Genomic DNA, 25611 nt, shown 5'->3' on the forward strand with positions numbered 1-25611 from the left:
CAGCCGTGAGGCTGCCTTTTTTGTGTGTGCGCTGGTCTGTACAGCAATGCTTGATGCCGGACCCTCACTCCAACCCCTCTCCCGGTGGGAGAGGGGCTATGTGCTGCTCCCTTCTCCCATCGGGTGGCCCACAGGGCCGGGCAAGGGTAGGGCGCCGCGCGCTTACAGCGCCTCGATGATCCCCGCGGCGCCCATGCCGGTGCCGATGCACATGGTGACCATGCCGTACTTCTGCTTGTGCCGGCGCAGGCCGTGCACCAGGGTGGCGGTGCGGATCGCGCCGGTGGCGCCGAGGGGATGGCCCAGGGCGATGGCGCCGCCCAGCGGGTTGACCTTGGACGGATCCAGGCCGCTGTCGCGGATCACCGCCAGCGACTGCGCGGCGAAGGCTTCGTTGAGCTCGATCCAGTCCAACTGGTCCTTGGTCAGGCCGGCCTGCTTGAGCGCCTTCGGAATCGCCTCGATCGGGCCGATGCCCATCACTTCCGGACGCACGCCGGCGACCGAGAAGCTGACGAAGCGGGCCAGCGGGGTCAGCCCGTAGTCCTTGATCGCCTGCTCGGAGGCCAGCAGCACCGCACCGGCGCCGTCGCTCATCTGCGAGGAGTTGCCGGCGGTGACGCTGCCGCCGAACTGGCCGTTGCGGAACACCGGGCGCAGCTTGGCCAAGCCTTCGATCGAGCTATCCGGACGCGGGCCTTCATCGGTATCGACCAGCTTCTTGCGCAACGCGATCACGTTGCCGGCCAGGTCGGGCTGGTGCGAGACGATCTCGTAGGGGCTGATCTCGTCGCGGAACTCGCCGGCGGCGATCGCGGCGATGGCCTTCTGGTGCGAGGCGAGGGCGAAGGCGTCCTGGTCCTCGCGCGAGACCTTCCATTCCTCGGCCACCTTTTCGGCGGTGATGCCCATGCCGTAGGCGATGGCGACGTGGTCGTCGGCGAACACGCTCGGCGACAGCGCCACCTTGTTGCCCATCATCGGCACCATCGACATCGATTCGGTGCCGCCGGCCAGCATCAGGTCGGCGTTGCCCAGGCGGATCTGGTCGGCGGCCAGCGCCACCGCCTGGATGCCGGAGGAGCAGAAGCGGTTGATGGTCTGCCCGGCCACCGAGTTCGGCAGGCCGGCCAGCAGCACGCCGATGCGCGCGACGTTCATGCCTTGCTCGCCCTCGGGCATCGCGCAGCCGATGATCGCGTCGTCGATGCGCGAGGTGTCGATGCCCGGCGCCTGCGCCACCACCGCGCGCAGCACGTGCGCCAGCATGTCGTCGGGACGGGTGTTGCGGAACATGCCCTTGGGCGCCTTGCCGACCGGGGTGCGGGTGGCGGCGACGATGTAGGCTTCCTGGATCTGTTTGCTCATGGCTTTCTCCGAAAGCCGGGAATAGGGAATGGAGAGTCGGGAATCGTGAAGCGATTCGCGCGATCTGCAGCAGTCCTATTTCCGGCAGAAAATTAGGGAGAGAAGGAGGAGCCGGGAATGCGCTTCCATTCCCGATTCCCCATTCCCGATTCTCAGTTCCTAAGCGGCTTACCCGTCTTGAGCATGTGCCCGATGCGCGCCTGGGTCTTTTCCTGCTGGGCCAGTTCGACGAAGTGCTTGCGCTCGAGCTTGAGCAGCCATTCCTCGTCCACCAGCGCGCCGCGGTCGACCTCGCCGCCGCACAGCACGGTGGCGATGCGGGTGGCGATCTCGTAGTCGTATTCGCTGATGAAGCGGCCTTCCAGCATGTTGACCAGCAGCATCTTGAAGGTGGCGATGCCGACGTCGCCGGCGACCTGGATGCGTCGCGCCGGCAGCGGCGGGCGGTAGCCGCCCTCGGCCAGGGCGCGGGCCTCGGCCTTGGCGATGTACAGCGACTCGTAGCTGTTGAACACCACCTTGTCGGTGCCGCGCAGCAGGCCCAGTTCCTTGGCGTTGACCGCCGAGGTGGAGACCTTGGCCATGGCCACCGTCTCGAAGGTCTTCTTCAGTTCGGCGAACACGTCGCCGCCCGGGCCCGCGGCCTGCGCCGCGCGCACCGCGATTTCCTTGAGGCCGCCGCCGGCCGGCAGCAGGCCCACGCCGGCCTCGACCAGGCCGATGTAGCTCTCCAGCGCGGCCACGGTCTTGGCGCTGTGCATCTGGAACTCGCAGCCGCCGCCCAGCGCCAGCCCGCGCACCGCCGCGACCACCGGCACCAGCGAATACTTGATGCGCTGGCTGGTGGCCTGGAAGTTGGCGACCATCGCCTCGAACGCGTCGACCTTGCCGGCCTGCAGCAGGCCCAGCGCGCCGGCCAGGTCGGCGCCGGCGGAGAACGGTTCCTTGTGCTGCCACAGCACCAGGCCCTTGAAGTCCTTCTCGGCGCGGCCGACCGCGTCCTGCAGGCCGTCCAGCACCTGGTCGGAGACGGTGTTCATCTTGGTCTTGAAGCTGACCACGGCGATGTCGTCGCCGTCGTGCCACATGCGCAGGCCGTCGTTCTCGAACACGGTCTCGCCCTGCGCGAACTTCTCGCCCAGCAGCGGATCGGGGAAACGCTGGCGCTTGTACACCGGCAGCGCCGAGCGCGGCAGCTTGGCGTCGCGCGCCGGGCTGTACGAGCCTTCGGCGGCGTGCACGCCGTCGCGGCCGTCGAACACCCAGTTCGGCAGCGGCGCGCTGCTCATGCTCTTGCCGGCGGCGATGTCGTCGGCGATCCATTGCGCCACCTGCTTCCAGCCGGCGGCCTGCCAGGTCTCGAACGGGCCCAGCGCCCAGCCGTAGCCCCAGCGGATTGCCAGGTCGACGTCGCGCGCGGTCTCGGCGATGTCGGCCAGGTGGTAAGCGCTGTAGTGGAACAGGTCGCGGAAGGTCGCCCACAGGAACTGCGCCTGCGGGTGCTGGCTCTCGCGCAGCTTGGCGAACTTCTCGGCCGGGTGCTTGATCTTCAGGATCTCGACCACCTCCGGTGCGGCGGCGCGGTCGGCCGGGCGGTAGTCCTGCTTCTGCAGGTCCAGCACCACGATGTCCTTGCCGACCTTGCGGAAGATGCCGGCGCCGGTCTTCTGGCCGAGCGCGCCCTTGGCAATCAGCGCCTCCAGCCACTTCGGCGCCTTGAAGAAGGCATGCCAGGGATCATTCGGCAGGGTGTCGCCCATGGTCTTGATGACGTGGGCCATGGTGTCCAGGCCGACCACGTCGGAGGTGCGGTAGGTCGCCGACTTCGGACGGCCCACCAGCGGGCCGGTCAGGCCATCGACCTCGTCGAAGCCCAGGCCGAACTGCTCGGTGTGGTGGATGGTCGACAGGATCGAGAACACGCCGATGCGGTTGCCGATGAAGTTCGGCGTGTCCTTGGCGTAGACCACGCCCTTGCCGAGGGTGGTGACCAGGAAGCTTTCCAGGCCTTCCAGCACCGCCGGCTCGGTGTGCTTGGCCGGGATCAGCTCGGCCAGGTGCATGTAACGCGGCGGGTTGAAGAAGTGCACGCCGCAGTAGCGGTGGCGCAGTTGCTCCGGCAGCACGTCGGACAGGGCGTTGATGCCCAGGCCGGAAGTGTTGGACGCCAGCACCGCATGGTCGGCCACGAACGGCGCGATCTTCTTGTACAGGTCCTGTTTCCAGTCCATGCGCTCGGCGATGGCTTCGATGATCAGGTCGCAGCCGCGCAGCTGTTCCAGCCCGGATTCGTAGTTGGCCGGGGTGATGGCCTCGGCCAGCGCGGTGCTGGCCAGCGGCGCCGGGCTGAGCTTGGTCAGGTTGGCGATCGCCTTGAGCACCACGCCGTCGGCGGGGCCCTCCTTGGCGGGAAGATCGAACAGGACGGTGTCGACGCCGGCGTTGGTCAGGTGCGCAGCGATCTGCGCGCCCATCACGCCCGCGCCCAGGACGGCGGCACGGCGGACTAGCAGGGGATTGGACATAGCGATCAGCCTCTGTGGGTCAACGTTTGCGGGATCAGGGCGCCGAGTGGGCGAGGAAGCCGGCTTCGGCGAAACGGATGAGTTCGCGGGCGGCGTGGGCGCGGTGCGCGCCCTCGCTGACGCCGGCGGGACGCTTGATCAGGCCGAAGTCGGCCATGGCGTAGGTCAGGGCGCCGGCCAGGAAGTCCAGGCGCCAGTACAGTTCCTGCTTGCTCAGCCCGGGCACGCAGGCGGCGATGGCCTTGCCGAACTCGCGCAGCACGTGGCCGTAGTGGTCGGACAGGAACTGGCGCAGGCTGTCGTTGTTCTCGGCGTAGGCGCGGGCGATCACCCGCACGAAGGCGCCGCCGCTCTGCCGCTCCTGGGCCATCGCCAGGGCCGGCTCGACGAAGGCCGCCAGCACCGGGCCGAGCTGGCCGGGATGCTGCCGCTGCGCGGCCTCCAGCTGCGCCATGCGCGCGGCGGTCATCTCGTCCATGCGCCGCCGGAACACCTCATTGACCAGGTTTTCCTTGGAGCCGAAGTGGTAGTTCACCGCGGCGATGTTGACGTCGGCCTGGCTGGTGACCTGGCGCAGCGAGGTGCCGGAAAAGCCGTGCTGCGCGAACAGTTCCTCGGCCGCGCTGAGGATGCGGTCCTTGGTGGAGAAGTGCGCTTGCTTTGCCATGCGGCCGCCAGAATCAATCAAACGATTGTTTGAGTCTAGGCCCGGGCGGCGGGGGCGTCATGCTGCTTTGCAGCACGATTCAGGCCTGGCCGTGCAAAGCCGGCGCCGATTGGATAGAATTGTCCATCGCAATTCTGGCTAAGCCCGCGTTTTGACGCGGGTTTTTTTCATGTTAACCTCGGGCCTTCAGTGGCCCGCCCAACGGAGAACTTTCCATGGCGCTGGAGCGCACCCTGTCCATCATCAAGCCCGATGCCGTCGCCAAGAACGTCATCGGCGAAATCTACTCGCGCTTCGAGAAGGCCGGCCTGAAGGTCGTGGCCGCCAAGTACAAGCAGCTGTCGCGCCGCGAGGCCGAGGGCTTCTACGCGGTGCACCGCGAGCGTCCGTTCTTCAACGCGCTGGTCGAATTCATGATCTCCGGCCCGGTGATGATCCAGGCGCTGGAAGGCGAGAATGCCGTGGCCGCGCACCGCGACCTGCTGGGCGCCACCAACCCGAAGGACGCCGCGCCGGGCACCATCCGCGCCGACTTCGCCGATTCGATCGACGCCAACGCCGCGCACGGCTCTGACTCGGTCGAGAACGCCGCCAACGAAGTGGCGTATTTCTTCGCCGCCACCGAAGTGGTTTCGCGCTAAGCGAGGTCGTCGTGAACGAGGTCGTCCATCCTTCCTTGGCCATCGCCGATCCCGTGCGGAACGGCGCGTCGGCCAAGCAGAACCTGCTCGACCTCGATCGCGCGGGCCTGGAGCATTTCTTCGCCGAGACCCTTGGCGAAGCGCGCTACCGGGCCCATCAGGTGATGAAGTGGATCCATCACCGCTACGTCACCGACTTCGACCAGATGACCGACCTCGGCAAGGCGCTGCGCGCCAAGCTGCAGCAGCATGCCGAGGTCGTCGTCCCCAACATCGTGTTCGACAAGCCCTCCGCCGACGGCACCCACAAGTGGCTGCTGGCGATGGGCGTGGACGGCAAGAACGCGATCGAGACCGTGTACATCCCCGACAAGACCCGCGGCACGCTGTGCGTGTCCTCGCAGGTCGGCTGCGGGCTCAACTGCACCTTCTGTTCCACCGCCACCCAGGGCTTCAACCGCAACCTGTCCACCGCCGAGATCATCGGCCAGGTGTGGGTGGCGGCGCGGCATCTGGGCAACGTGCCGCACCAGATGCGTCGTCTCACCAACGTGGTGATGATGGGCATGGGCGAGCCGCTGATGAATTTTGACAACGTCGTGCGCGCGATGAGCGTGATGCGCGACGACCTGGGCTACGGCCTGGCCAACAAGCGCGTGACCCTGTCGACCTCGGGCCTGGTGCCGCAGATCGACCGCCTGTCCAGCGAGAGCGACGTGTCGCTGGCGGTGTCGCTGCACGCGCCCAACGACGCGCTGCGCGAGTCCCTGGTCCCGCTCAACAAGAAATACCCGATCGCCGAACTGATGGCGGCCTGCGCGCGCTACCTGCGCGCCAACAAGCGCCGCGAGTCGGTGACGTTCGAATACACCCTGATGAAGGGAATCAACGACCAGCCCGAGCACGCACGGCAACTGGCGCGGCTGATGCGCCAGTTCGACAACGCGGTGCAGGCGGCGAACGCCGGCAAGGTCAACCTGATTCCGTTCAATCCGTTTCCCGGCACGCGCTACGAGCGCTCCGGCGACACCGAGATCCGCGCGTTCCAGAAGATCCTGCTGGATGCGCAGGTGCTGACCATGGTGCGGCGCACGCGCGGCGACGACATCGACGCGGCGTGTGGGCAGCTCAAGGGGCAGGTCATGGACCGCACCCGTCGCCAGGCCGAGTTCAAGCGCGAATTGCAGACGCGGGCGGATCGGGATGCGGCGGCGTAACCAGGGCTTCTGCTTCGGGGCGGCGGCGACCGTGTTGCTGGCCTTGCCCGGCTGCAACTGGATCGCGGCCAAGACCGGCACCGTGCGCACCGCCGAGCAGGTGCAGCCGCATTACGCGTTCCGCGACAGCCGCGCGGTGAAGTCGCGCGTCGCTTTGCAGGAACAGCTTGGCCTGGCCGCCAACGGCTTGGCCTCCGGCGACCTGGACGCCGCGCAGACGCATGCGCGCAAGGCGCTGTCGCTGGACCCGGAGTCGGTGGAGGCGCTGACCGTGCTGGCGGTGGTCGCCGATCGCCGCGGCGACGCCGCCGGCGCCGGCGCGCTGTACCGCAAGGCCGCGGAGCTGGCGCCGAGCAGCGGCGCGACCTTGAACAACTACGGCGCCTGGCTGTGCGCGAACGGCTCGCCGGCCGAGTCGCTGGCCTGGTTCGACCGTGCGCTCGCGCTGCAGGACTACGCCACGCCGGCCTCGGCGCTGGCCAATGCCGGCGGCTGCGCCTTGCAGGTCGGTCAGCGCGAACGCGGCGAGCGCGACCTGCGCAAGGCGCTGGAGCTGGATCCGGACAACGCCTATGCGCTGGAGGCGATGGCGCGCAACGAGGCCGCGCAGGGGCGCTTTTTCGAGGCGCGGGCCTTCTCCGAGCGGCGGCTGGCGGCTGCGCCCGCCACCGCTTCCGTGTTACAACTTGCTATTCAGATTGAGCAAAGGCTGGGCGACAAGGCTGCCGCCGGCCGTTACCAACAGCGGTTGCGCAAGGAGTTTCCCGATGCCGCGACCACGACACCCGGGGCTAGTGCATTGTGATCAGTGATTCCAATCCGAACGCTTTCGATGGCGCCAAAGGCTGCGGGCAACAGCTCCGCGAAGCGCGCGAAGCGGCGGGCCTGAGCATCGACGACGTCGGTGGCCGGTTGCGCATGCCGGTGCATGTGGTGCAGGCGCTCGAGTCGGAGCAGTGGCAGCGCCTCGGCGCGCCGGTGTTCGTGCGCGGGCAGTTGCGCAGCTATGCGCGCCTGCTCGGCGTGGATCTGGAGCCGTTGCTGCAGACCGCGCAGATCGCGCCGGTGCAGCCGGTGGAGCTGATCAGCCACACGCACACGCCGCCGCTGCGGCGCATGCTCGAGAGCGCCACGCGGCGCATGGTCTATGTGGTGATCACCGCCGGACTGGCGGTGCCGGTGTGGTACGCCACCCGCAGCCACTTCGCCGACGATGGCGGTCCCAGCACCGCCTCGCTGGACGTGGTGCCGGGCGCGCCCGGCAGTCCCGCCGCGGCAACGGCGACACCGGTCAATGGCACTGCGGCGGCAGCGGTACCGGCCGCACCGGCGGCCGCGCGGCCGGCGGCGAACACCGCGCCGTACATCGCGTCGCTGACGCCGATGCCGCGTCCGGCGCAGGAAGCGGAGCCGGAGAAGAAGGGGCTGAGCCTGTCGTTCCAGGGCGACAGCTGGGTGCAGGTCCTCGCGCCGGACGGCACACCGGTGGAAAAGGCGTTGCTCAAGGCAGGCGAGAGCCGTACCTATGCGCCGGGCCAGGTCGGGCGCGTGGTGCTGGGCAATGCGTCAGCGGTCCAGGTTCAGCAAGCCGGGAGTACCGTGGATCTGACCCCGTTCAGGCGCGCGAACGTGGCGCGCTTTGCGGTATCCTCTGACGGTTCCGTGGTGCCTGCCTCCGAGTGACGGCGGCGCGGTTCCTCATCTTCAACATTCCATGTCCCGTCGTAGCGGCGGGGCGAGAGTACGCATGGCGATTGACGACCTGCTCGACGAGCACGAACAAAGCGAACGCGTCCGCACTTGGCTCAGGAAGAACGGCGCCGGCCTGATCGGCGGCATCGTCCTGGGCATTGGCGCGATCATCGGCTGGCAGTGGTGGACCAAGCAGCGGTCCAACGACCTGGCCCAGGCCAATGCCCGTTACGAGGCGGTGCTCAAGAGCATCCAGGCCAATCAGCTGGACAAGGCCGCCAAGGAGATGGCCGAACTGCAGCAGGGCTCGACCAACATCTACGCCGAACTGGCGGCGCTGCGCCTGGCCAAGGCGCAGGTCGATGCCGGCAAGTCCGAGGCTGCGCTGACCACGCTGCGTGCGCTCAAGGCCGACGGCGAAATAAAGGTGCTGGTCGACCATCGCGTGGCGCGGCTGCTGATTTCCGGCGGCAAGCCGCAGGATGCGCTGCCGCTGGTGGCCTCGGCCACCGATGCGCAGGGCCTGGAGATCCGTGGCGATGCGCTGATCGCGCAGGGCAAGCGCGACGCGGCGCGCGATGCGTACGCCAAGGCGCTGACCAGCCTGGACGTGGCCTCGCCGCAGCGGCGCGTGGTCGAAATGAAATTGATGGATGCGGGCGGCAGCGTGCCGAATGCCGCGGAGCCGATCTGATGAAGGTAGTCATGTTCAAGCGTGTCGCCACCGTGGCCCTGCTGGGTCTGGCGCTGTCCGGTTGCAGCACTGTCAAGGGCTGGTTCGCCGGCAAGGATGCGGCCGCCAAGAAGGCCGCCGAGCCGGCCGAGCTGGTCGATTTCACGCCGTCGGTGAAGGTGGTGAAGCTGTGGTCCACCGACGCCGGCAAGGGCGAGCGCCGCATCGGCGTGCGCCAGCACCCGGTGGTGGCCGACGGCAAGGTGTATGCGGCCGCGACCTCCGGCACGGTCTACGCGCTGGACCTGCAGACCGGCAAGACGCTCTGGGAATACGACGCCAAGCAGGCGCGCAAGCAGCAGCTGTCGCAGGCCGAGGACCAGCCGAAGAGCCAGGTCGAGAGCGAGTCAGGCAAGAACCTGTCCAAGGACGAGCGCGCCGCCTACAAGCAGCGCCTGCGCAACGAGAAGCTGCAGGCCAAGGAGCGCAAGCGCCTGGAGAAGAAGCGTCCGCTGCCGCGCTTTGCCGGCGGCCCCGGCGTGGGCGACGGCCTGGTGGTGGTCGGTGCGCTGGATGGCGAGGTGATCGCCCTCGATGCCGCCACCGGTACCGAGAAGTGGCGCGCCCAGGTCCCCAACGAAGTGATCGCCGCGCCGGTGATCGCGCAGAACACGGTGTTTGTGCGCAGCAACGACGGCCGCACCACCGCCTTCGATGCCGCGACCGGCCAGCAGCGCTGGTTCAATGCGCAGGAGCTGCCGAGCCTGACCGTGCGCGGCAACGCGCCGGTGGTGGCCGGTCCGGGCGTGCTGTTCATCGGCAACGACGACGGCAGCCTGGCCGCGCTGGCGATGCAGGACGGTCGCGTGCTGTGGGAGCAGACCATCGGCGTGCCGGAAGGCCGTACCGAGCTGGAGCGCATGGCCGACGTCGACGGCGCGCCGGTGCTCGACGGCACCACGCTGTACGCGACCAGCTTCAAGAACCAGACCGTGGCGCTGGAAGGCCCGAGCGGCCGCCCGCTGTGGAGCCGCGACCATGGCGGTGCCGGCGGTGTCGGCGTCAGCTCCGGCAACGTGGTGGTGGCCGACAATGCCGGCACCGTGTGGGCGCTGGACAAGGCGTCCGGATCGGCGATGTGGTCGCAGCCGGGGCTGGCGCGCCGTTCGCTGACCGGCGTGGCGATCCAGGGCGATTACGCCGTGGTCGGCGACTACAAGGGCTATCTGCACTGGCTCCGGCTCGACAACGGCGAGTTCGCCGCGCGCGAGCGGGTGGGGCGCAAGCCGCTGGTGGCGCAGCCGGTGGTCGCGGACGGGATCCTGCTGATGCAGAACACCAAAGGCGACCTGACCGCGTTCCGGTTGGGTCAATAACAAGGGAAGGATGTCGCGATGCTGCCGCTGGTCGCCCTGGTTGGACGGCCGAATGTCGGCAAGTCCACGCTGTTCAACGCGCTGACGCGCAGCCGTGACGCGCTGGTCCACGACCAGCCCGGCGTCACCCGCGATCGCCACTACGGGGTGTGCCGGCTGGCGCCGGACACCCCGTTCGTGATCGTCGATACCGGCGGCATCTCCGGCGAAGAGGAAGGCCTGGCCGGCGCCACCGCCGAGCAGGCGCGGGCCGCGGCCGGCGAGGCCGACCTGATCCTGTTCGTGGTCGACGGCCGCGAGGGGTCGTCCGCGCTCGACGACGAGATCCTGGCCTGGCTGCGCAAGCTGGCGCGGCCGACCCTGCTGCTGATCAACAAGATCGACGGCACCGATGAGGACCAGGTACGCGCCGAGTTCGCGCGCTACGGCCTCGGCGACGCCATCGCGGTCTCCGCGGCGCACCGCCACGGCCTCGACGACCTGCTCGACGAAGTCCTGGAGCGGCTGCCGGAAGAGGGCGCCGGCGAGACCCTGGACACCGATCCGGCGCGCATGCGCATCGCCTTCGTCGGCCGCCCGAACGTCGGCAAGTCGACCCTGGTCAATCGCCTGCTGGGCGAGGAGCGCATGATCGCCTCCGAGGTGCCCGGCACCACCCGCGACTCGATCGCGGTGGACCTGGAGCGCGACGGCCGCCTGTACCGGCTGATCGACACCGCCGGCCTGCGTCGTCGCGGCCGGGTCGAGGAGGCGGTGGAGAAGTTCAGCGCGTTCAAGACGCTGCAGGCGATCGAGCAGTGCCAGGTGGCGGTGCTGATGCTCGATGCCGGCGAAGGCGTGACCGACCAGGACGCGACCGTGCTCGGCGCGATCCTCGATGCCGGCCGCGCCCTGGTGGTGGCGATCAACAAGTGGGACGGGCAGAGCGACTACCAGCGCGCCCAGGCCGAAGACCTGCTGTCGCGCAAGCTCGGCTTCGTCAGCTGGGCCGAGGCGGTGCGCATCTCCGCCAAGCATGGCTCGGGCATGCGCGAGCTGTTCCAGGCGATCCATCGCGCGCACGCCTCGGCGGTGCGCGAGTTCAGCACCAGCGAGGTCAACCAGGCGCTGGAAATCGCCTACGAGAGCAATCCGCCGCCGAGCATCCGCGGACACGTCTCCAAGCTGCGCTACGTGCATCCGGGCGGCAGCAACCCGCCGACCTTCATCGTCCACGGCACGCGCCTGAAGGTGCTGCCGGAATCGTACAAGCGCTACCTGGAGAACTTCTTCCGCAAGCGGTTCAAGCTGGTCGGCACGCCGGTGCGCTTCCTGTTCCGCGAAGGCGCCAATCCGTACGAAGGCAAGAAGAACGTGCTGACCGAGCGCCAGATCGCCAAGAAGCGGCGCCTGATGAAGCACGTCCGCGGCAAGTAGCCGCGCGATGGACCCGCAGCGCGCGATCACCCTGGGCATTCTCGCCGGCGGCCGCGCGCAACGCCTGGGCGGCTGCGACAAGGCCTGGCTGCAACGCGACGGGCAGGCGCAGGTGCAATGGCTGCTGCAGGCGTTGGCGCCGCAGGTGTCCGCGGTCCTGGTCAGCGCCAACCGCAGCCTGCCGCGCTATGCCGCCCTCGGCCTGCAGGTGCTGCCGGACCGCGTCGCGGCGCCGGCCGAGGCGGAACGTTCGCTGGGACCGATCGCCGGGCTGGATGCGCTCGCCGCCGCCTGCGCCACGCCCTGGCTGCTGACCGTGCCGGTCGACCTGTGCCGCTTGCCGCCGGACCTGCCGGCGCGGCTGGCCGCCGCCGCGGGCGAGGACGGCACGGTGGTCGAGGATGCCGCCGGCGCCCAGCCGCTGGTGGCGCTGTATCGGCTTGCGGCGTTGTGCCCGGCGCTGGACCAGGCGCTGGCGGCTGCCCGCTACGCGCCGCGCGCCTTGCAGCAACGTCTGCGGATGCGGCCGTTGGTGTTGCCCGACGTCGTGCTGGGCAATCTGAACACGCCGCAGGATCTGGCCGCAGCGGGTATCCTGCCGCCACCATGACCGACTCTCCCTCCCGGATCGCCTACACCGACGCGCTGGCGATCGTCGCTGCCGCCGCGCGTGCCCGCCCCGTCAACAGCGAGCGCCTGGCGGCGTCGCGCGCCGATGGGCGCATCCTGCTGGAACCGCTGGATGCGCCGATCGACCTGCCGCCGTTTGCCAACAGTGCGATGGACGGCTTCGCGCTGCGCCATGTCGACCTGACCCCGGGGGCGCCGACCGACTTGCGCCTGGCCGGCGAGCAGTTCGCCGGCGCCGATCGGCAGCAGGCGCTCGCGCCCGGCGGATGCCTGCGGGTGACCACCGGTGCGCCGCTGCCGGCCGGGGCGGATACGGTGGTGATCAAGGAGAACGTGCACGAGCACGGTGGTCTCGTGCAGGTCCCGGACGGGCTCGTTGCCGGCGCGCACGTGCGTGCGCGCGGCGAGGACGTGCGTGCCGGCGAGCGCGTGCTGGAGGCCGGCATGCTGCTGACGCCCTCGCGCATCGGCCTGGCCGCGGCCTTGGGCGTGGACCAGCTGACGGTGGCGGCGCGGCCGACCGTGGCGGTGTTCGCCACCGGCGACGAACTGGTCGAGCCGGGCCTGCCGTTGCAGCCGGGGCAGATCTACAACAGCAACCGCGACATGCTGATGGCGCAGCTGCGCCTGCTCGGCCTGGCGCCGACCGCCTGGCCGACCCTGCCGGACGATCCGCAGCGCATCCAGGCCATGCTGGCCGATGCGGCTTCGGCGTTCGACGTGGTGCTGACCTGCGGCGGCGTCTCCGCCGGCGAGAAGGACTATCTGCCGCGGCTGCTGGCCGAGCACGGCCGCATCCTGTTCTGGAAGGTACGCATGCGCCCGGGCATGCCGCTGCTGTTCGGCGAGTGGGACCGCGCCCTGTTCCTGGGCCTGCCGGGCAATCCGGTGTCGGTGCTGGCGACCTTCCTGGCGATCGGGCGGCCGTTGCTGGATGCGCTGCAACGTCGTGGCGAGCCGCACCGGGCCTGGCGCGCGCGGCTGGCGACCGGCTGGGACAAGCGCCACGACCGGCTGGAGTTCCTGCGCGGGCGCATGCGCTGCGACGCGCACGGGCAACTGTGGGCCGAACCGAATCTCGCCGACGGCTCGCATCGCCTGCGCGGCGCCGCCGACAGCGACGTGCTGCTGCGGCTGGAGGAGGGTGCGCGCCAGTTCCAGGCCGGCGATGTGGTCGAGGTGGTGCCGTACTGAGTCACGGCGCGCAGGGCGGACGTGCGCCGGGTTTGCGCCGATAATGCGCGCATGGGCATTCGAGAACTGACTCCCGCACAGGCGCAGGCACGCCAGGCGCAAGGCGCGCGCCTGATCGACATCCGCGAGGAGCACGAGCGCGCCACCGGCATGGCCGCCGGCGCGCAGGGCGTGGCGCGCGCGCAGTTGCAGGCCGACCCGGCCGCCTATCTCGGCACCGACGCCGAGGTGCTGCTGATCTGCCAGAGCGGCAAGCGCTCGCACGACACCGCGGTGTTCCTGGCTCAGGCCGGCTACACGCAGGTGGCCTCGGTGCTGGGCGGCACGACGCGCTGGCAGCGCGAGGGGTTGCCGTTGCAGCGGCCGGTGCTGGCCCCGGAGCAGGACGACTTCTTCGACCGCTATTCGCGGCATCTGCGCCTGGCCGAAGTCGGTGTCGATGGCCAGCGCCGGCTGCAGGCCGCGCGCGTGCTGCTGGTCGGCGCCGGTGGCCTGGGGTCGCCGGCCGGTTTCTACCTGGCCGCGGCCGGGGTGGGGCGGTTGCGCATCGCCGACGACGACGTGGTCGAGCGCAGCAACCTGCAGCGGCAGATCCTGCATGGCGATGCGCGGATCGGCCAGGCCAAGGTGGACTCGGCGGCGGCGAGCCTGGGCGCGCTGAACCCGGGCGTGCGGGTGGAGGCGGTCCGCGAGCGGGTCACCGCGGACAACGTCGAGCGGCTGCTGCAGGACGTGGATGTGGTGCTGGACGGCTCGGACAATTTCCCCGCGCGCTACCTGCTCAACGATGCCTGCGTGAAGCTGGGCAAGCCGTTGGTGTACGGCGCGGTGCAGCGCTTCGAGGGCCAGGTCAGCGTGTTCGATGCCGGCCGCCGGCGCGGCCAGGCGCCGTGCTACCGCTGCCTGTTCCCGGAGCCGCCGCCGCCGGAGTTCGCGCCGAACTGCGCCGACGCCGGTGTCCTCGGCGTGCTGCCCGGCATCGTCGGCCTGCTGCAGGCCAACGAGGTATTGAAGCTGCTGCTCGATATCGGCGAACCCTTGCGCGGGCGCCTGCTGCACTTCGACGCGCTGGCGATGCGTTTCCGCGAAACCCGCCTGTCCGCCGATCCGCAGTGCCCGCTGTGCGCGCCCGGCCGGCCGTTCCCCGGCTACATCGACTACGCGCGGTTTTGCGGCGCTGAGGGCTAGCTGCAGCCGTGCGTCAAGCCCTCTCCTCCCGGGAGAGGGGTTGGGGTGAGGGTACGGCGCGCAGCGCCTCGCGATGCCGGCCTGCGCTGGCCTTCGTTGTGCGCAGCGGCAGCCGCACCCTCATCCGCCCCTTCGGGGCACCTTCTCCCGATGGGAGAAGGGAGTCGCAAGCCCCTCTCCCTCCGGGAGAGGGGTTGGGGTGAGGGTACGGCGCGCAGCGTCTCGCGATGCCAGCCAGCGTTGGCTTTCGTTGTGCGCAGCGGCAGCCGCACCCTCATCCGCCCCTGCGGGGCACCTTCTCCCGATGGGAGAAGGGAGTCGCAAGCCCCTCTCCCCCCGGGAGAGGGGTTGGGGTGAGGGTACGGCGCGAAGCGTCTCGCGATGCCAGTCTGTGCTGGCCTTCGTTGCGCGCAGCGGCAGCCACACCCTCAGCCGCCCCCGCGGGGCACGTTCTCCCGATGGGAGAAGGGAGGTTTGGGTTGTGTGTCGATCGCACGACCGTCCGGCGCACGAACGCACGCATGTCTCGCGAGAAGCACATTGCGCGCAGCACGCAGTGCGCCGCGTCTCAGGTCGCATCCCGATCCATGGGGATGCTCCGGCCTTGTGCGTAGAATCGGCGCATGACCAGTCCAGCCGACAGCAGCGAGTTGATCAAGGTGGTGGCGCTGCTCGGCGCGGCCGTGGTGGCGGTGCCGGTGTTCCGCCGGCTCGGCCTGGGATCGGTGCTCGGCTATCTCGCCGCCGGCCTGGCGATCGGTCCGTTCGGCCTGGGCTGGTTCTCCGATCCGCAGGCGATCCTGCACGTCGCCGAACTGGGCGTGGTGATGTTCCTGTTCGTGATCGGCCTGGAGATGCGGCCATTGCACCTGTGGAGCCTGCGCAAGCAGATCTTCGGCCTGGGCGCCGCGCAGATCCTCGTCTGCGCGAGCGTGCTGACCGGCGTCGGCCTGGCCTTCGGGTTTCCGCTGCCGGTGGCCTTCATCGCCGCCTCCGGCTTCGTGCTGACCTCCACCGCGGTGGTGATGCAGTTGCTCGGCGAGCGCGGCGACCTCGCCCTGCCGGCCGGGCAGAAGATCGTGGCGATCCTGCTGTTCGAGGACTTGTTGATCGTGCCGCTGCTGGCGGTGGTGGCGTGGATGGCGCCGGTGCCGACGGATGCGTCGGCGCCGTCGCGCTGGATCGGCATCGGTGTCGGCGCCGCCGCCATCGTCGGCCTGCTGGCGGCCGGGCGCTGGCTGCTCAACCCGCTGTTCCGGCTGCTGGCCGCGGCCAAGGCGCGCGAGGTGATGACCGCGGCGGCCCTGCTGGTGGTGCTGGGTGCGGCGCTGCTGATGCAGCTCGGCGGGCTGTCGATGGCGATGGGCGCGTTCCTGGCCGGCGTGCTGTTGTCCGAGTCGACCTTCCGCCACCAGATCGAAGCCGACATCGAACCGTTCCGCGGCATCCTGCTGGGGCTGTTCTTCCTCGGCGTGGGCATGGCGCTGAACCTGGCGGTGGTGGCCGCCAACTGGACCCTGATCCTCAGCGGCGTGCTCGCCTTCATGGCCGCCAAGGCCGCGTGCATCTATCTGGTCGCGCGGCTCACCGGCAGCGGCCATGCGCAGGCGCTGGATCGCGGCGTGCTGATGGCGCAGGGCGGCGAGTTCGCCTTCGTGTTGTTCGCCGCTGCCAGCGGCGCCGGCGTCATCGACGCGCAGATCAACGCCAACCTGACCGCCATCGTGGTGCTGTCGATGGCCCTGACCCCGTTGTTCGTGTTGCTGTACCGGCGCTGGGCGCCGGTGGAGGCGCCGTCGATGGAAGGCGTGGATCCGGCCGACGGTCTCACCGGCAGCGTGCTGATCATCGGCTTCGGCCGCTTCGGCCAGGTCGCCAGCCAGTCGTTGCTGGCGCGCGACGTCGACGTGACCATCATCGACAACGACATCGAGATGATCCAGAGCGCGGCTAAGTTCGGCTTCAAGATCTACTACGGCGACGGCACCCGCCTGGACGTGCTGCACGCTTCCGGCGCGCACAGCGTCCGCGCCATCGCGGTATGCGTCGATAGCCGCCAGGCGGCCAACCGCATCGTCGAGCTGGCCAGGCACGAGTTCCCGCAGGCCAAGCTGCTGGTGCGCTCCTACGACCGCGAGCACGCGCTGGAGCTGATCGCCGCCGGCGTCGACTACCACATCCGCGAAACCTTCGAATCGGCGGTGGAATTCGGCCAGGCCGCGCTGATCGAACTGGGTATGGACGAAGGCGAGGCCCGCGCCATTGCCCGCGAGATCCGCCGCCGCGACGCCGAGCGGCTGGAACTGGAGATCGCCGCCGGCACCGTGCGCGCCGGCGCCGGCCTGATGTACGGCAACATCACCCCGGCGGTGCCCACGCCGACCCCGTTCACGCCGCCGCGGCGCGAGAGCCGCAGGCTTAATCCGGAAGGCGTGCCGGCGGAGGCCGGCGAGCAGCGTCGCGGCGATTAGCCGCGGCACGGCACCCTGTCCACTGTGCCCTAAGCGGGAGCGATTTCAGTGGCGACCACGCATTGCTGGTAGAGCCCGTCGCGGCTGAAGCCGCTCCCACAGGGGGTGTGGCGAGCCCGCCGCGTGCACTGTGGGAGGGACTTCAGTCCCGACCCAGTGGACCATCGGAAAGCACACACCACCTCGCGTGTCGCGGCTGCATGACAGTTGACTCCACCCAGGACCTGCCGAGTACGCCGTTCGAGCGATGTCGCCTCAGCGCAAGAACGCCTGCAGCGCCTGCACGTAGCCTGGATCGGCGCTGATGTCGTTGTGGTCGGCCTGCGCGAACGCGACCACGCTCGGGCGTTGCGGCAACGCCTTGAGCAGGGCATCCGTGCTGGCCGGCGGCACCACCTGATCGCGGCCGGCGTGCAGGATCAGCAGTGGGCCGCGATAGGCGCGCAAGGCCTGCGCCGAATCGTAGCGGTCGCGCAGCAGCCAGCGTACCGGCACCCACGGATAGTGCGCCTGCGCCGCCGAGACCAGGCTGTCGAACGGCGTCACCAGCGCCAGCCGCGACACCGCGCGGCGCGCCGCCAGCTGGCTGGCCACGCCGCTGCCCAGGCTGCGCCCCAGTACCGCGATCTGCGCCTGCGGCTGCGCGGTCCGCACGTGGTCGTACAGCGCCACGGCGTCGCCGACCAGCGCGGTCTCGCTGGGTGTGCCATCGCTGGCGCCGTAGCCGCGGTAGGCCAGCAGGTAAAGACTGTAGTCGGGCAGGGCGGCCTGCAGCTGCGCGCGCGCCTCGCGCAGATCCTCGGCATTGCCGCCGAAGTACAGCAGCACCTTGTCGCGGCCGGGATTGACCCGCCAGCCGCGAACCTGCACGTCCGCGCCGCGCCGTAGCGCGATATCGGTCTGCGCCGGCGCGACCCGCGTGCTTTGCGGGAAATACAGCAGGTCGCGCTGGCCCAGGTAGAGCAGGGCGCAGACCACCAGATAGGCGGCGACGAGGGTGGCGAGTGCGACCCCGGCGAAGCGCAACATCGCTAGCCGTGCTTGCGCTGCGCCTCGGCGAAGGCGGCCAGTTGCTCCGGGGTGGCCTCGGCCTGGTGCTGCGCCTTCCAGTCGGCGAACGGCATGCCATAGACGCGTTCGCGCGCCTGGTCCTTACTGAGCACCTCGCCTTCGGCCGCCGCCGCCTCGCGGTACCAGTCGGCCAGGCAGTTGCGGCAGAACCCGGCCAGGATCATCAGGTCGATGTTCTGCACGTCGGGGCGGTCCTGATTGAGGTGCTGCAGCAGGCGGCGGAAGGCGGCGGCTTCGATGCGGGTGGTGTCGGTCATGGCGGAATCGGGGACAATGGACATCCCCCGACTCTACACCCGCCCGCCCCGATGACCGATTCCGCGCCCGTCTCCTCCGTCCCGGCCCGCATCCTCGACGGGCGGCGCATCGCCGAAGACCTGCTCGATCAACTCAAGGCACGGGTCGATGCGCGGCTGGCGGCCGGGCAGCCGCGGCCCGGGCTGGCGGTGGTGCTGGTGGGCGGCGATCCGGCCTCCACCGTGTACGTGCGCAACAAGCGCCGCGCGGCCGAGAAGGTCGGCATCGAGGCGTTCGACTACGACCTGCCCGCAGGCACCAGCGAAGCCGAGCTGCTGGCGCTGATCGACCGGCTCAACGCCGATCCCAAGATCCACGGCATCCTGGTGCAGCTGCCGCTGCCGGGCATTCCCGATGCCAGCCGGCTGATCCACCGCATCGATCCGCGCAAGGACGTGGACGGCTTCCATCCGGAGAACGTCGGCCACCTGGCGCTGCGCGAGTTCGGCCTGCGCCCGTGCACGCCACGCGGCATCGTCACCCTGCTGGCGCATACCGACCAGCCGGTGCGCGGGCGCAACGCCACCATCGTCGGCGTGAGTAACCACGTCGGCCGGCCGATGGCGCTGGAACTGCTGATCGCCGGCTGCACGGTCAGCTGCTGCCACAAGTTCACCCCACCGGACGTGCTGCAGGCGCGGGTGCGCGACGCCGACATTCTGGTGGTGGCGGTGGGCCGGCCGGGGCTGATCCCGGGCGAATGGGTCAAGCCGGGCGCGGTGGTGATCGACGTCGGCATCAACCGCCTGGACGACGGTCGCCTGGTCGGCGACGTCGGCTTCGACGCGGCGGCGCAGCGCGCCAGCTGGATCACGCCGGTGCCGGGCGGGGTGGGGCCGATGACCGTGGCGACGCTGATGCAGAACACGATCGAGGCCGCTGAGGCGGCGGGAATTCGGGAGTCGGGAGTCGGGATTCGCTAAAGCAACAGCAAAGGGCGATCCCGGTTGCATCCGGGACGGCTTGTGGCGCCCACGGCAACCATACGACGGCTGCTGTGGAAGGCTCTGTTCTTCCGAATCCCCACTCCCGAATCCCCAATCCCCGCCGCAAATGCGTTAAAATGCCGCGCTTCCCCACACTCGGGTCCGCCGATGCTACGCATCCAGGCTGAAGCTCTCACCTACGACGACGTCTCGCTCGTCCCCGCCCATTCGACCGTCCTGCCCAAGGACGTCAGCCTGGAAACCCGGCTGACCCGCGACCTGCGCCTGAAACTGCCGATCCTGTCGGCGGCGATGGACACGGTCACCGAGCACCGCCTGGCGGTGGCCATGGCCCAGCTCGGCGGCATCGGCATCATCCACAAGAACCTGACCCCGGCGCAGCAGGCGGCCGAAGTGGCCAAGGTCAAGAAGTTCGAGGCCGGCGTCATCACCGAGCCGTTCACGGTCAGCCCGGACACCACCATCGGCGAGGTGCTGAAACTGACCCGCGCCCGCAACATCTCCGGCGTGCCGGTGGTGGACGGCAGCGAACTGGTCGGCATCGTCACCAGCCGCGACATGCGCTTCGAGAAGAAGCTCGACGATCCGGTCCGCCACATCATGACCAAGAAGGATCGCCTGGTCACCGTGCGCGAAGGCGCCAGCGACGAGGAGGTGCTGCAGCTGCTGCACCGCCACCGCATCGAGAAGATCCTGGTGGTCAACGACGGCTTCGAGCTGCGCGGCCTGATCACGGTCAAGGACATCCAGAAGAAGACCGACAACCCCAACGCCGCCAAGGACGCCGCCACGCGGCTGCTGGTCGGCGCCGCGGTGGGCGTCGGCGGCGACACCGAACAGCGCATCGAACTGCTGGCCGCGGCCGGCGTGGACGTGGTCATCGTCGACACCGCGCACGGCCATTCGCAGGGCGTGATCGAGCGCGTGGCCTGGGTCAAGAAGACCTACCCGCAGCTGCAGGTGATCGGCGGCAACATCGTCACCGGCGACGCCGCGCTGGCGCTGATGGACGCCGGTGCCGACGCGGTCAAGGTCGGCGTGGGTCCGGGCTCGATCTGCACCACGCGCGTGGTCGCCGGCGTCGGCGTGCCGCAGATCACCGCGATCGACATGGTCGCCGAGGCGCTGCAGGACCGCATCCCGCTGATCGCCGACGGCGGCATCCGCTATTCCGGCGACATCGGCAAGGCGCTGGTCGCCGGCGCTTCCACGGTGATGGTCGGCGGCCTGTTCGCCGGCACCGAGGAAGCCCCGGGCGAGGTCGAACTGTTCCAGGGCCGCAGCTACAAGAGCTACCGCGGCATGGGCAGCCTGGGCGCGATGGAGAAGGGCAGCAAGGACCGTTACTTCCAGGACGCCTCCGACGCCGACAAGCTCGTGCCGGAAGGCATCGAAGGCCGCGTGCCGTACCGCGGCCCGCTCAGCGGCATCATCCACCAGCTGGTCGGCGGCCTGCGCGCGACCATGGGCTACGTGGGCTGCGCCACCATCGAAGACATGCGCACCAAGCCGAAGTTCGTCACCATCACCGGTGCCGGCCAGCGCGAGAGCCACGTCCACGACGTGCAGATCACCAAGGAACCGCCGAACTACAGGATGGGCTGATGCCCATCCGGGAATGGGGAATCGGGAGTCGGGAATCGATGAACCAGCGTCTGCACCGCTTTGCCCATTCCCGATTCCCCGTTCCCGATTCCCGGCCCAGATGACCAACATCCACAGCGACAAGATCCTCATCCTCGATTTCGGTGCGCAGTACACGCAGTTGATCGCGCGGCGCATTCGCGAACTGGGCGTGTACTGCGAGATCTGGGCGTGGGACCACGATCCGGCCGAGATCGCCGGCTTCGGCGCCAAGGGCATCATCCTCTCCGGTGGCCCGGAATCGACCACGCTGCCGGGTGCGCCGGCCGCGCCGCAGGAAGTGTTCGACAGCGGCCTGCCGATCTTCGGCATCTGCTACGGCATGCAGACCCTGGCCGCGCAGCTTGGTGGCGCCACCGAGGCGGCGGACCAGCGCGAGTTCGGCCATGCCGAAGTCAACGTGATCCACCCCGATGCGCTGTTCAAGGGCCTAAGCGACCACGGCGGCGAGCCGCGCCTGAATGTCTGGATGAGCCACGGCGACCACGTGTCCGTCGCGCCGCCGGGCTTCACCATCACCGCGACCACCGACCGCATCCCCGTGGCCGCCATGGCCAACGAGGCCAAGCGCTGGTACGGCGTGCAGTTCCATCCGGAAGTCACCCACACCCTGCAGGGCCAGACCCTGTTGCGCCGCTTCGTGGTCGATGTGTGCGGCTGCGCCACGCTGTGGACCGCGGCCAACATCATCGAGGACCAGATCGCCCGCGTGCGCGCCCAGGTTGGCGAGGATGAGGTGATCCTCGGCCTGTCCGGCGGCGTGGATTCGTCGGTGGTCGCCGCGCTGCTGCACAAGGCGATCGGCGACAAGTTGACCTGCGTGTTCGTCGACACCGGCCTGCTGCGCTGGCAGGAAGGCGACCAGGTGATGGCGATGTTCGCCGAGCACATGGGCGTCAAGGTGATCCGGGTCAACGCCGCCGACCGCTACTTCCAGGCGCTGGCCGGCGTCAGCGATCCGGAAGCCAAGCGCAAGATCATCGGCAACCTGTTCGTGGAGATCTTCGACGAAGAGTCGAACAAGCTTCGCAACGCCAAGTGGCTGGCGCAGGGCACCATCTACCCGGACGTGATCGAATCGGCCGGCAGCAAGACCGGCAAGGCGCACGTCATCAAGAGCCACCACAACGTCGGCGGCCTGCCCGAGCACATGAAGCTGGGCCTGGTCGAGCCGCTGCGCGAACTGTTCAAGGACGAAGTGCGGCGCCTGGGCGTCGAACTCGGCCTGCCGCGCAGCATGGTCTACCGCCATCCGTTCCCCGGCCCCGGCCTGGGCGTGCGCATCCTCGGCGAAGTGAAGCGCGAGTACGCCGAACTGCTGGCCAAGGCCGACGCCATCTTCATCGACGAACTGCGCAAGGCCGATTTGTACGACAAGACCAGCCAGGCCTTCGCCGTGTTCCTGCCGGTCAAGTCGGTCGGCGTGGTCGGCGACGCCCGCGCCTACGAATGGGTGATCGCCCTGCGCGCGGTGGAGACCATCGACTTCATGACCGCGCACTGGGCGCACCTGCCGTACGACTTCCTCGGCACCGTCAGTAACCGCATCATCAACGAACTGCGTGGCGTCTCGCGCGTGGTCTACGACATCTCCGGCAAGCCGCCGGCGACGATCGAGTGGGAGTGAAATCAGGTCCTTCCGGGGCTATCGCCAGCTATCGAAAAATCGTCGCAAATTGTTGATCTGAAAGGAAGCAGGTCGCGGCTTCTATCGGTAGCTATCGCTGGCTAGCACGACAAGTTGGCGGTCGCGCTGGCGGTACGAACCGGAGGTCGGATCAAGACCCTCCCATTCATTATTGAGGCCGAAACGGTCTTTGACGGTAAAACCTCTTGAGGAAAGCTTGTTTCATGTGGCGTTCGAGCATCAACGGGTCTCCGAGTCCCTGACGGTAAAAGCCGTCATGAATAGGAGAAAAAACCTCGATGCTGACCGACACCGCACCTGCGCAATCTCAAGCCCAAGTCCAAGTCCAAGATCTATACGGATCTTGATCGCGATGGAATGTACGTGACGGTATCGCCCACCGGTACCGTCACCTTTCGCTATTGGTGGTGCCGTCTTTGGTACGCATTGCGTTGTGAATACGTAGTACGTCCTTCGCTGGCGGCAATCCAAATTCACGAGCGTACTCGCGGCTGAACTGGGTCGGACTCTCGTAGCCCACCTCATGTGCCGCTGTGGTGACGCTGTAGCCCGCAGTGACCAGCCACGTGCGCGCCTGCAGCAGGCGAATCTGTTTCTGGTATTGCAGCGGACTCAGCGCTGTCACGGCTTTGAAGTGACGGTGGAACGCCGATGCGCTCATCGCAACTTCTTTGGCCAGTTCCTCGATCCGCAGGGGGCGCGCGTAGTCCTGGCGGATACGTTGGATGGCCCGGTTCATGCGCGCCAAGGCGGTATCCGGCGTCGCGATGTCATGCAGCATCCAGCCCATTGGGCCTTGCAGCACGCGGTAAAGGATCTCGCGTTCATACGCGGGTGCAAGGGCCGGAATATCCATCGGATGTTTCATCAGGCGCAGCATGCGTACCCAGGCATCGAGCAACTCCGTGGTCATGGCAGCGACCGAGAAGCCCATTTCGCGGCGTCTTGCCGCGGCAGCATCGGGCAAATCGGACAGCAATCCCGCCAGTAGCGACGGGTCGAGCGTCAGGCTTACCGCGAGATAGGGCGCGCCCGAATCGCTGCTGCGCACGATGCCGGCCGCAGGCAGGTCGACGGACATGACGAAATAGGTGGCAGGATCATAGTGCAGGGTCTGTCCCCCCACGGTCATGGACTTACTTCCCTGCAGGATCACGTTGACCATGGGCTCATAGACGGCGGCGAGCTCGTGTTCTGGAACAGCTCCCTGAACCATCGCCACGCGTGGTATGCCAGTCTCGGTTCGACGATTTTGCGCGTGAGCGGCCAGGCTCCGCAGTTCGCTCAATTGGTTTTCCATGAGGCCCATTGAACTTCGACCTTCGGCTGTGGGCAAGCGACCGAGCAGAAATAGGCAGGAATGAGGCGCGATCAGGTGAGCCAGCACCGTGACGCACGCCTATCGTGGCGATACCGAATTTCAAGGAGCCACTCATGGGAATCATCGTCATCACCGGAGGCAGCCGGGGCATCGGCGCGAGCACCGCAGTCGAATGCGCACGGCGCGGATTTGGTGTCATCCTCACCTACAACCAGAATCCAGACGCCGCGGAAGACGTGATTCGCAGCATTGCGCACGCGGGAGGCAAGGCGGTTGCGTTGCCGCTGAACGTCGCCGACGTCAGCACCTTTACAGGCTTTCGAGACGCGGTGGAACGGGCGCTGGCGTCTACATGGGGAACGAGCCAGCTGGCCGGCCTGGTCAACAACGCAGGCTATGGTCTGTTCAATCTCATCGAAACCGTCACCGAGAACCAGTTCGATGGCTTGATGAACGTGCATCTGAAAGGCCCGTTCTTTCTCACTCAGGCACTGCTGCCGTTGCTGAGCGAGGGCGCCAGCATCGTCAACCTGACGAGCGCAACCACGCGGGTGGCCACCGCGGGCGTTGCGCCCTATGCGGCATTCAAGGGAGGCCTGGAGGTATTAACGCGCTACATGGCCAAGGAATTCGGCGAACGCCGCATCCGGGCCAACTCGGTATCGCCGGGACCCATCCGCACCGAACTCGGCGGGGGACTGAACGATGCGTTCGAGGCGCTACTTGGCTCTCAAACCGCCCTTGGGCGCGTGGGCGAACCAGAAGAGGTGGCCCGTGTGATCGCGTCGCTGTTGACCGCCGACGGTGCCTGGATCAACGCCCAGGACATCGAAGTCGCTGGCGGCTACTTCGTCTGAGGGACGATCCCATGATCGATCACATTTTTCTCACCGTGAATGACATTGATCGCTCGGTTGCTTTCTACGAAAGAGTGCTTCCCGTCCTTGGGATCACCAACCGGCTCGACTATGACGGGAAGGACGGCCCGGCGGGCCATCCCGACCTGAAGGGCTTCGGAGCAAAAGGCCGCATGTCATTCTGGCTACGACAAGGAGTTGCGGCGCCCAGTGCCGTGCACATTGGCTTCATTGCGGACTCCGAGGAAATGGTGGATGCCGCCTTTGCGGAGGCCTTGGCCGCCGGCGCGACCGAGATCCATGCGCCCGGGCCACAGCTTCACTACGATCCCCGCTACTACGCCGCGCAGGTCAGGGACCTGGATGGCTACAGCCTGGAGTTCGTCTACAAAAGCTGGCAACACGGGACCTAGTGGGATGACTCAGCAGACAGCAAACCTACGCAAGATCGCGAATGCCCTGATCGCTGCGACCAACGCCTTCGACGTCAAAAAGGCATTGGCCTTGTTCACAGCGGATGCGGTGATCGACGACCCGTCCACCGGCCATCGCTTCGACGGCCACGCTGGCATCCGGCGCTATATCCAGGAGTACTTCATCGGCTATCACACGGTGACAACGTTCATGTCGATCGAGTTCCTTGACGACAACCGGGCGCGCGTGCGGGTGGATTTCACCGGGGATTTCGGCCACGAGATCGGCCTGTTGGAAATGTCGGTCGACGCCCAGGGGCTGATCCTGCGCATCGACGCCTCGCTCGAATAGCCG

The 25611-nt window shown here is 68.3% G+C and carries 23 protein-coding genes and 1 pseudogene; 18 read left to right on the forward strand and 6 right to left on the reverse strand.

The genetic code is table 11. From position 1 onward, the window contains the following. Positions 1-162: 162 nt before the first annotated feature. From NKJ47_RS10490 to NKJ47_RS10500, 3 genes are all read right to left on the reverse strand, one after another. On the reverse strand, positions 163-1368 hold the full coding sequence (locus NKJ47_RS10490) for an acetyl-CoA C-acyltransferase (protein ID WP_254457868.1): 1206 nt from the start codon (positions 1366-1368) through the stop codon (positions 163-165). A 152-nt stretch (positions 1369-1520) separates the two neighbouring features. Beyond that, positions 1521-3893: a 3-hydroxyacyl-CoA dehydrogenase/enoyl-CoA hydratase family protein gene (locus tag NKJ47_RS10495; protein WP_254457869.1), complete on the reverse strand. Its 2373-nt coding sequence runs from the start codon at positions 3891-3893 to the stop codon at positions 1521-1523. A 34-nt stretch (positions 3894-3927) separates the two neighbouring features. Further along, a complete protein-coding gene (locus tag NKJ47_RS10500; protein WP_010342898.1) occupies positions 3928-4560 on the reverse strand; it encodes a TetR/AcrR family transcriptional regulator in 633 nt (210 codons plus the stop codon). Positions 4561-4775: 215 nt separating this feature from the next. Between NKJ47_RS10500 and ndk the strand changes: the two genes are divergently transcribed. The 11 genes from ndk to NKJ47_RS10555 all read left to right on the forward strand — a co-directional run bounded on the left by ndk (position 4776) and on the right by NKJ47_RS10555 (position 17058). Further along, a complete protein-coding gene (ndk, locus tag NKJ47_RS10505; protein ID WP_002812972.1) occupies positions 4776-5201 on the forward strand; it encodes a nucleoside-diphosphate kinase in 426 nt (141 codons plus the stop codon). Between the two features lie 11 nt (positions 5202-5212). Beyond that, positions 5213-6418, forward strand: coding sequence for a 23S rRNA (adenine(2503)-C(2))-methyltransferase RlmN (gene rlmN, locus NKJ47_RS10510; protein WP_429002406.1), 1206 nt, complete (start codon positions 5213-5215; stop codon positions 6416-6418). Further along, positions 6405-7223, forward strand: a complete 819-nt coding sequence (pilW, locus tag NKJ47_RS10515; RefSeq protein ID WP_254457870.1) for a type IV pilus biogenesis/stability protein PilW — start codon at positions 6405-6407, stop codon at positions 7221-7223. The genes rlmN and pilW overlap by 14 nt, the downstream gene beginning before the upstream one ends. Further along, a complete protein-coding gene (locus tag NKJ47_RS10520) occupies positions 7220-8101 on the forward strand; it encodes a helix-turn-helix domain-containing protein (RefSeq protein ID WP_254457871.1) in 882 nt (293 codons plus the stop codon). Before pilW ends, NKJ47_RS10520 begins: the two co-directional genes overlap by 4 nt. A 64-nt stretch (positions 8102-8165) precedes the next feature. Continuing rightward, the gene (locus NKJ47_RS10525; RefSeq protein ID WP_254457872.1) at positions 8166-8804 is read left to right on the forward strand and encodes a YfgM family protein; all 639 of its coding nucleotides are present in this window, start codon (positions 8166-8168) and stop codon (positions 8802-8804) included. Next, positions 8801-10159 carry an outer membrane protein assembly factor BamB gene (gene bamB, locus NKJ47_RS10530; RefSeq protein ID WP_429002532.1) on the forward strand — a complete coding sequence of 453 codons (1359 nt, stop codon included), beginning with the start codon at positions 8801-8803 and terminating at the stop codon, positions 10157-10159. The genes NKJ47_RS10525 and bamB overlap by 4 nt, the downstream gene beginning before the upstream one ends. Before the next feature lie 18 nt (positions 10160-10177). Continuing rightward, complete coding sequence (gene der, locus NKJ47_RS10535; RefSeq protein WP_254457874.1) at positions 10178-11575, forward strand: ribosome biogenesis GTPase Der; 1398 nt, start codon at positions 10178-10180, stop codon at positions 11573-11575. Positions 11576-11582: 7 nt separating this feature from the next. Next, positions 11583-12185 (forward strand): molybdenum cofactor guanylyltransferase, encoded by a 603-nt coding sequence (gene mobA / locus NKJ47_RS10540; protein WP_254457875.1) that lies wholly within the window; start codon positions 11583-11585, stop codon positions 12183-12185. Continuing rightward, positions 12182-13399: a molybdopterin molybdotransferase MoeA gene (locus NKJ47_RS10545; protein WP_254457876.1), complete on the forward strand. Its 1218-nt coding sequence runs from the start codon at positions 12182-12184 to the stop codon at positions 13397-13399. Before mobA ends, NKJ47_RS10545 begins: the two co-directional genes overlap by 4 nt. Positions 13400-13450: 51 nt before the next feature. Then, the gene (gene moeB / locus NKJ47_RS10550; RefSeq protein ID WP_254457877.1) at positions 13451-14587 is read left to right on the forward strand and encodes a molybdopterin-synthase adenylyltransferase MoeB; all 1137 of its coding nucleotides are present in this window, start codon (positions 13451-13453) and stop codon (positions 14585-14587) included. Positions 14588-15210: 623 nt separating this feature from the next. Further along, complete coding sequence (locus tag NKJ47_RS10555) at positions 15211-17058, forward strand: monovalent cation:proton antiporter-2 (CPA2) family protein (RefSeq protein WP_254457878.1); 1848 nt, start codon at positions 15211-15213, stop codon at positions 17056-17058. A gap of 255 nt (positions 17059-17313) precedes the next feature. Here the strand turns inward: NKJ47_RS10555 and NKJ47_RS10560 are convergent, their stop codons facing one another. Continuing rightward, positions 17314-18087: an alpha/beta hydrolase gene (locus NKJ47_RS10560; protein WP_254457879.1), complete on the reverse strand. Its 774-nt coding sequence runs from the start codon at positions 18085-18087 to the stop codon at positions 17314-17316. Positions 18088-18089: 2 nt separating this feature from the next. Next, positions 18090-18386 (reverse strand): DUF1244 domain-containing protein, encoded by a 297-nt coding sequence (locus NKJ47_RS10565; RefSeq protein ID WP_254457880.1) that lies wholly within the window; start codon positions 18384-18386, stop codon positions 18090-18092. Between the two features lie 51 nt (positions 18387-18437). On the opposite strand from NKJ47_RS10565, the gene folD reads away from it, so the two are divergent. The 4 genes and pseudogenes from folD to NKJ47_RS10585 all read left to right on the forward strand — a co-directional run. Next, complete coding sequence (gene folD, locus NKJ47_RS10570) at positions 18438-19349, forward strand: bifunctional methylenetetrahydrofolate dehydrogenase/methenyltetrahydrofolate cyclohydrolase FolD (RefSeq protein WP_254457881.1); 912 nt, start codon at positions 18438-18440, stop codon at positions 19347-19349. A 171-nt stretch (positions 19350-19520) separates the two neighbouring features. Continuing rightward, the gene (gene guaB / locus NKJ47_RS10575) at positions 19521-20978 is read left to right on the forward strand and encodes an IMP dehydrogenase (RefSeq protein ID WP_254457882.1); all 1458 of its coding nucleotides are present in this window, start codon (positions 19521-19523) and stop codon (positions 20976-20978) included. A gap of 100 nt (positions 20979-21078) precedes the next feature. Continuing rightward, positions 21079-22644, forward strand: a complete 1566-nt coding sequence (gene guaA / locus NKJ47_RS10580) for a glutamine-hydrolyzing GMP synthase (protein WP_254457883.1) — start codon at positions 21079-21081, stop codon at positions 22642-22644. A gap of 299 nt (positions 22645-22943) precedes the next feature. Beyond that, positions 22944-23067, forward strand: a pseudogene (locus NKJ47_RS10585) (Arm DNA-binding domain-containing protein); the annotation flags it as partial. On the opposite strand, the gene NKJ47_RS10590 reads toward NKJ47_RS10585, so the two are convergent. Then, positions 23054-23965 (reverse strand): AraC family transcriptional regulator, encoded by a 912-nt coding sequence (locus tag NKJ47_RS10590; RefSeq protein WP_254457884.1) that lies wholly within the window; start codon positions 23963-23965, stop codon positions 23054-23056. The pseudogene NKJ47_RS10585 and the gene NKJ47_RS10590 sit on opposite strands and share 14 nt — an antisense overlap. A gap of 134 nt (positions 23966-24099) precedes the next feature. Between NKJ47_RS10590 and NKJ47_RS10595 the strand changes: the two genes are divergently transcribed. Genes NKJ47_RS10595 through NKJ47_RS10605 form a run of 3 tightly spaced genes read left to right on the forward strand, consistent with a single transcriptional unit; the run spans position 24100 to position 25608 of the window. After that, positions 24100-24843, forward strand: coding sequence for an SDR family NAD(P)-dependent oxidoreductase (locus NKJ47_RS10595; protein WP_254457885.1), 744 nt, complete (start codon positions 24100-24102; stop codon positions 24841-24843). A gap of 11 nt (positions 24844-24854) precedes the next feature. After that, positions 24855-25256, forward strand: a complete 402-nt coding sequence (locus NKJ47_RS10600) for a VOC family protein (RefSeq protein ID WP_254457886.1) — start codon at positions 24855-24857, stop codon at positions 25254-25256. Between the two features lie 4 nt (positions 25257-25260). Next, a complete protein-coding gene (locus NKJ47_RS10605; RefSeq protein ID WP_254457887.1) occupies positions 25261-25608 on the forward strand; it encodes a YybH family protein in 348 nt (115 codons plus the stop codon). Positions 25609-25611 lie beyond the last annotated feature (3 nt).

The sequence above is a fragment of the Xanthomonas sacchari genome (genome assembly GCF_024266585.1).
GTDB lineage: Bacteria > Pseudomonadota > Gammaproteobacteria > Xanthomonadales > Xanthomonadaceae > Xanthomonas_A > Xanthomonas_A sacchari_C.